The following is a 6834-nucleotide window of genomic DNA, read 5'->3' on the forward strand; positions in this document are numbered from 1 at the left end:
AAAACTGGACGAAACGAGTGCCAAGACCTATCTGGAAACGGTGTTCGGTTACGATGAGGCCGTGGGCAATTACCTGAAAACAATAAACTTTGGACAACAATTAAAGAACCTTGGGCAAGGCAAAATGTCTTTTGATAGCTACCTTACTTCGCTCAGCCATAACCTGCTATCACTTATCCCGCAAGAAAAACAGCAAGCCTATTTTTCGCACATGCAAAACCAGTATATGATGGAAGGTGCGCTAAATGAGCTTAAAAGTGGGCAGATAGGTGCCAACACCCTACAATTGACCTCAGGGATTTTACAAGGACTGAAAGATGCGAAAGAAGAAAAGATCAGAAACGAAACGATCGCTAAAAAACTAGAAATCATTACCCCAACAATATCAAAATTAGCGGCAAGCCACAAAGATCATAAAAAGCTTAAAATTATTGATGAGGTCGAATCCAACTTGAATTGGATAGAAAACAAAAATCCGATCGTTTTAGATAGGCCAAATTATCCTACATTACAATTCACTTCCAATTATACCGCATTACAGAACGGATATTTATTGGTCAGTTCCCAAAATTATTTTTCGGGGCTTGATTGGGAGAAAAAAGCTGTTTTCGAGCCCATCAGAATTTACAGGAACCCCGAGAAATTTGACTTCTCTGAAGATTTTAGAATGGACATCTATATCAGGATACCTAAAAGCCAGACTAGGCTCGAACTGGAAATTGGCAAAGGTTTCAAAATATTCGTTCAGCGGGCCAATGGGCAACTCATCATCACCACTCCGCTTGAATATAGTGTAACTGAGAAGTATGGAAACCTTAAAGAAAAAGAACATCGCGGATTGTACGACGGAAGAAGGGTTGATGCAGATCGCGGTATCTTTTTGGGAGCAAAAAGTGGCATGACCATTACCGAGAGAAAAAATGCAGATATCGACTTTGAGCAACCCTTAAAGCTGACTATTACTAAAAAAGAAGCTACATTTTCTTGCGCTTTCAATGATTTACCCTACGCAGTCACCCGAAAGATCAATTACTTTCCTGATAAATACTACATCGGCATTGCCCTAAAAGCTCCTGACAAAAAGACTTTTGTCGAAATCCACAAATTGGAGCTGGCACATTTATAACTAAAACAAATCAATGATGAAAAATTCGCTTTTGATAGCCTTGCTGCTCCATGTTTTTAACGCCTTCCCGCAGGCTAAGGGAGAAGCTTGGTTTTATGCCATGGACCATACCAATAAGGTTGTTTACCTCACGGAGTTACAAGAAGTGGTTGTAGAGGATAAATATAATCATGCAAATGCTTGGCGACAGGGTTTTGTAGAACTTATGGGATGGCAGAAACGTACACCCGACACCTACCTAGTTAGTTTTAACTGGATGAGCAAACATCATGCAAAATGGTACGAAAGCGAGAAACAGAGTAGGGACTTCAAAATTGAAAGTTTTAAGAAGCGAGGATACAACCTAAAATGGATCAGTATGCCTCAGCCCAAGAATGAAGAAAACAGGCCTTCAAAAGTAAGTGCGCAATGAGATCGTCTCATCACTGCCACACTTATTGCTGATACATGATCAACATTTTAAATCCGCTAAAATGAAAAGACTATTTATTTTACTATTGATATTTTGCATGGCAACTAGCTTTGCACAGGATAACAAGATCAAACTTGAGCAAGTAGTTAACGAGCAGTTTGGCACCTTATTGGAATCTCTGCTCAAAGAGGGAAAACTGGACGAGGCAAGTGCCAAGGCCTATCTTGAAACGGTATTCGGACATGATGAGGCCGTAAACAATTACCTGCAAACGGTAAACTTTAGCAAACAATTGGCCAATATCAAACAGGGGAAACTTTCCTTCGACAACTATCTCACTTCATTGAACAGCACCCTGATCTCTCTCCTACCACAAGAAAAACAACAGGCCTATTACGCCTATATCCAAACTCATTATATGATAGATGGCGCCATGAACGAAATCAAAAGTGGAAAAATCGGCGAAAATACGGTCAATTTGGCCGTGGGGATCATCAAAGGAAGCCAAGAGGCCAAGGAGGAAAGATTAAAAAAGGAGGCTATAGCCAAGAAATTAGAAATCATTACGCCTACGCTGGCTAAACTGACCGCGACAAATATCCCCTATCAGAAACTGAAGATCTTGGATGAAATTAAATCAGATCAAACTTGGATCATCAATACACATCCGTCAATCAGGGAAGATCAAAACTACAAGTATACAACTAACTACACTAACATAGAGAATGGTACGTTTAAAATCAGTACACAAAATTATGTCGGTGCCGTTGTTAACTGGGATAAAGAAACCAGATTTGAACCTTCACGTATCTACAGGAACATCGACAAATTCGACTTCTCGAAAGACTTTGTGATGAACCTGTATCTAAAGGCAAGTGATAAAACCGACCTCTTTAAAATAGAGATCGGGAAAGGTTATCACCTATTTATCAATCCCAAAATGAATGGAACTTATGCTTTTATCAGTTCTCCAATGGCTTATCAAGTTACTGATAAATACGGTAGTCTAAATACATTTCACCTGAAAGAGGTCAAAAGAAAAATATTGAATACAGATAAATCCAGGGGGATTTATCTTGGACAAGATGGTTATAATGGAAGTTGGGTCTCCCTTAGCAGAAAGAAAAACCCTATGCTGAATTTCACAGAATCGGAAGTAAAACTTACTATCACCAAGAAAGGCAATACCTTCACCTGCAGGTTAAATGACTTGGAAAACTTTCAGCTATCCACCGAAGTAAATTATTTCCCAGACAAATATTATTTAGGCCTTTTGGTTACGGGAGCTCCCCTAAGCGACAAAAAAGGACTAGTGGAGATACGTAAACTAGAACTAGAACACCTTTAACGTGAAAAAATCAGCTTTGCTTTTTTAATTATCTTTATAACTAGTGCTTTTGCACAAAAATTCCATTTGCGGTATTGAAGATGTAATAGTAATAGTCCCCGACCTGAAAAATATTCAGCAGTTTTCTATGAACCTCCAGCTCAAATGAAGGGGGCAGATTCCGTCATTGTTTTTAGCAATCTCAAACCATGTTTTCTTCATCTCGTCGAACTTGATCATTTCCATAGTTGGACTCACCTTAATGATATCAAAAACAAAAAAATTATATACAACAGAAAAGGTCCTGCCGAACGGCTGCGTGGTTCAAAATTCGTTATTACGATATGAAGGTAACATCAGCGATTTCGGATTTGGCTGATCTATTTTATAAGATAAAACATTAAGTGGTAAAAGGTACATTCAATAATTCGCAAAGTTCGGTGGATAACTCAACCTAGATTAATTTTTTATTTCGGAAAATGAAAAAAGGAATGAGCGATGAATGCCAAATGTTAATAAGCAATTAACCAATTCAACAATTAACCAGTTCAACGACTAACCAGTTCAACGATTAAACAATTAACCAACCTAAGAATCCCAGCTGCCCCTTACTTTCGCCAAATCGATCATCAATTGTCCCTGAGGCATCATCAATCCTTTGCTGATCATTTGGTGTGCCCGTTCCCTATTGATTGCACTCCAACTGCTTCTTCTTGGGTTTCGTGGACCAAAGGTAAGGTAATAGCTTTCGTGGTCCCTTTTCTTGCATAAACTATCTATCCATCCAAAACACAATGCTTCTTCCGTAGCATCGTTCAGGTTAATACTTGGCACTAAGCTCTTTTTTGTGTACAAAATGAGCCATACCGAGCTACCGCTATGGTAATTTTCCGCCAACCATTTGCGCCATTCCTTTCTGCCAGGCGCATATACTGCCAATTTTCCGTCTTTAGTTTCCATGATTTAAGGTTTGATGAAACGAAAATATCATGGGCTACTGACAGCCCTATGGCAGTGCAAAAAAAGATTAAAAAAGATTTGTAATTAGCCTCAGTGATTCACCAAACGAAAGAGAGAAACAAAAAAAAACACCTCCAGCAAATAGCCGTAGGTGCTCTAAACAAATAGTGTTGGTGTAATGCTATAGCGCAGATGCATCTCCAGAACGTCGACCATTCAAGTCTTCTTCCTCCGCCGTGTTCCGTTCCTCACCACTTAAACCCTCTTCCCTCATCCATCCCGTTTTAGGCTTAAATTCGCCTTCCTCATCTATTTGAGGTTCCATGTTGTTTTCCTCCTCGTTCAGCACCCTCGATTCAGCATCTTCGCTAATTTCGTTTTTACGATATAGCGTTTCATTATTAAGGTCGTCCTGATTAGGAGATTCAAACTCCCTATTGCCTCCTGCCGAAGTAGGCATATCAGGATTGGTTTTAGTCGTATTTTGTTCTTGATTTCTTGCAGACGAACCTTGTTCATCTTTATGAGATTGATTTTGATTTTCCATGTGATTTGATTTAATTATTATCCGTTCATTTAATGATTGGCTTTTGGCTAATTCATAGTACACATCCTTAAACATAAAAACCACTCCACAAGGGAATGGTTCGGTTCACACACAAACATATACCACACCTAAATATCCTATCAATTGCAGACCTGCGAACAGCAATTGTAAATGAAACAAATACTGTCTGCCTAATTCCTATTCACTCGACCATTCGTCTTTCCAGGCAGAGGTTGCTACATTGGGTGCATTAATTATAGTAGCATTTCTCCGTTTAGCCATTGGACCTTTCAACCTTTCCGCATTGTCCAAATTACGTTTCCAATTACCATTATTGTTTTGGTTATGCATACGTTCCTTTGCACGTGCCATCATGTTATTAATCCAACGTCCACAAGCTTTGCGGGTTTGCGGTATGGCGCAAACCAAAGCTACCCCAGCCAATGCGGCCACACCCGTAGCCAGTAGCACCGTGTGGCTACTTGGCTTTGTTCTTAAAAATTGACTGCCAATCATATGCTTATCTTGTCTAAGTTAATCCTACTTATTGTTATACCTTAGCCATATCTCTTAAGGCTTTCACGGTATCATGCGCTTTGTTGATCGACCTAGCTTGTTCCGTAACTTTTTCCAAAGCCTCGCCTGCAAGTCCGCCTTCAGCAATGGCAGTTTGATAAGCTTTTTTAATGGCATCTTCCCCTCTTTCTGCTTCCGATAAAATGCTTTCCCTATCACTACCGCCAAACAGCGCTTTCACGTCAATCCATGCACGATGCAGAGTTCCAGCCACACTATTTCCTGTTTCTGGCTCGCCTGCTCTTGCCGCTACAATTGCAGTAAGTTCCTGACTAAATCTTCTACTTTGTGTAGCGTATTCTTGAAACAGTTCCTTTAAATCCACATTTGCGTCGTCAATATCCGATAGCACTTTTTCAAAACCTGCTATTCTGTCGTTGTTAAGCTCTATCAGCTCGTTTAATACTGTATTTGATGATGTTGCCATAATATTATATTTAGTTTTAAATTTTTGTACGTCTATAAATCACCTACAGCAATCCTGAGATACCATTCTTTGGATAAAGAAAAACGGGTTTGGTATGTAATAACCTATCTGTTTCCGATAAGTTAATTTGTAAATGCTCAGCCAACGCAATATGATCAAGTGATGTTACTGAAACATTTGGCAATGCAGGCACTTCGGTGCTTGGTAAATCTATTGTTTGTAAGTTGTTTTGTGCTTCTTGTGCTAACATTCTTTATCCAGTGATTTAAAAGGAAAAGAACAAGATTCTAGAGGCCCATCCTCTTTTACTCTCATCCCTTTCCCGAAACACAACAAGCTCATGTGGCTTTGGTTTAGGCGACTTTTAAATTAGGTATTTAGCGAGGAAAATACGTAGTCATTGGTTTGTTAGTTGATTGGTTCACTGGTTCATTGGTTCATTGGTTAACTGGTTAGTTGATGATTTGGTTAACTGTTTATTAGCCAACTGCCAACTGATCATTGTTCATTCAGCTTCTACCCAGTCATCTCGACCGTAGCGGAGAGATACATATAGAAAAGTTTGTACGGAATTCACTTAGAATAAAGGCGGAATAGCACCACTCGACCCCGCTAATTTGTGAAGAAATAGTAGCGCTACCCATCCCCTATCATTTTCAAGGAGAAGGGTTAAGGAGCGAAATAATAGCACTGCCTGTCCTCCCTACTTTTAAAGGAGAGAGCTAGAGAGAGGTTCAACACCTAAAAGTATCAAAACCCTTTCTCGCTATGCGAGTTCTCTCCCTTTAAGGGCGAGAATAGCAGAGATTAAAGTAACGGGGGAAATACTTAACCAGTGATCAATTGAAATCGCAGTTCAGGTACTCACTCCTAACAAAGGAGTACCTGTTACGATGATCCGGAAGAGTTAGAGAAAGTTTCAACACGAAAACCACCCACAGTAAGAATGATAAAAGCAATACCAGTCCTCTCTCCTTTCAAAGGAGGGAGCTGGAGAGAGGTTCAAAACCTAAAAACATCAAAAACCCTCTCTGCCCCGTGGACATCTCTCCCTTTAAGGGCGAGAATAGCAGAGATTAAAGTAACGGGGAAATACTTAACCAGTGATCAATTGAAATCGCAGTTCAGGTACTCACTCCTACACAAGGAGTACCTGTTACGATGATTCGGAAGAGTTAGAGAAAGTTTCAATACGAAAACCACCCACAGTAAGAATGATAAAAGCAGTACCTGTCCTCTCTCCTTTCAAAGGAGAGAGCTAGAGAGAGGTTCAACACATAAAAACATCAAAAACCCTCTCTGTCCCGTGGACATCTCTCCCTTTAAGGGCGAGAATAGCAGAGATTAAAGTAACGGGGAAATATTTAACCAGTGATCAATTGAAATCGCAGTTTGGGTCCTCACTCCTACACAAGGAGTACCTGTTACGATGATTCGGAAGAGTTAGAGAAAGTTTCAA

The 6834-nt window shown here is 39.8% G+C and carries 8 protein-coding genes; 3 read left to right on the forward strand and 5 right to left on the reverse strand.

Annotated elements, in window-relative coordinates:
- The 3 genes from DUT70_RS18150 to DUT70_RS18160 all read left to right on the forward strand — a co-directional run.
- A partial coding sequence (locus DUT70_RS18150) for a hypothetical protein (RefSeq protein WP_162926663.1) occupies positions 1-1126 on the forward strand: 1126 nt, incomplete at its 5' end.
- A 16-nt stretch (positions 1127-1142) separates the two neighbouring features.
- Complete coding sequence (locus tag DUT70_RS18155) at positions 1143-1538, forward strand: hypothetical protein (RefSeq protein WP_113648780.1); 396 nt, start codon at positions 1143-1145, stop codon at positions 1536-1538.
- A gap of 61 nt (positions 1539-1599) precedes the next feature.
- On the forward strand, positions 1600-2886 hold the full coding sequence (locus DUT70_RS18160; protein ID WP_128353391.1) for a hypothetical protein: 1287 nt from the start codon (positions 1600-1602) through the stop codon (positions 2884-2886).
- Between the two features lie 567 nt (positions 2887-3453).
- Here DUT70_RS18160 and DUT70_RS18170 read toward each other — a convergent pair.
- From DUT70_RS18170 to DUT70_RS18190, 5 genes are all read right to left on the reverse strand, one after another.
- On the reverse strand, positions 3454-3825 hold the full coding sequence (locus DUT70_RS18170; protein ID WP_113648783.1) for a YdeI/OmpD-associated family protein: 372 nt from the start codon (positions 3823-3825) through the stop codon (positions 3454-3456).
- Positions 3826-4006: 181 nt separating this feature from the next.
- Positions 4007-4372, reverse strand: coding sequence for a hypothetical protein (locus DUT70_RS18175; RefSeq protein ID WP_128353392.1), 366 nt, complete (start codon positions 4370-4372; stop codon positions 4007-4009).
- Positions 4373-4570: 198 nt separating this feature from the next.
- Positions 4571-4888: a hypothetical protein gene (locus DUT70_RS18180; RefSeq protein WP_113648785.1), complete on the reverse strand. Its 318-nt coding sequence runs from the start codon at positions 4886-4888 to the stop codon at positions 4571-4573.
- A gap of 34 nt (positions 4889-4922) precedes the next feature.
- Positions 4923-5375 carry a ferritin-like domain-containing protein gene (locus tag DUT70_RS18185; protein ID WP_113648786.1) on the reverse strand — a complete coding sequence of 151 codons (453 nt, stop codon included), beginning with the start codon at positions 5373-5375 and terminating at the stop codon, positions 4923-4925.
- Between the two features lie 43 nt (positions 5376-5418).
- A complete protein-coding gene (locus DUT70_RS18190; protein ID WP_113648787.1) occupies positions 5419-5625 on the reverse strand; it encodes a hypothetical protein in 207 nt (68 codons plus the stop codon).
- Positions 5626-6834: the final 1209 nt, after the last annotated feature.

Source organism: Pedobacter chitinilyticus (assembly GCF_003313385.1).
GTDB lineage: Bacteria > Bacteroidota > Bacteroidia > Sphingobacteriales > Sphingobacteriaceae > Pedobacter > Pedobacter chitinilyticus.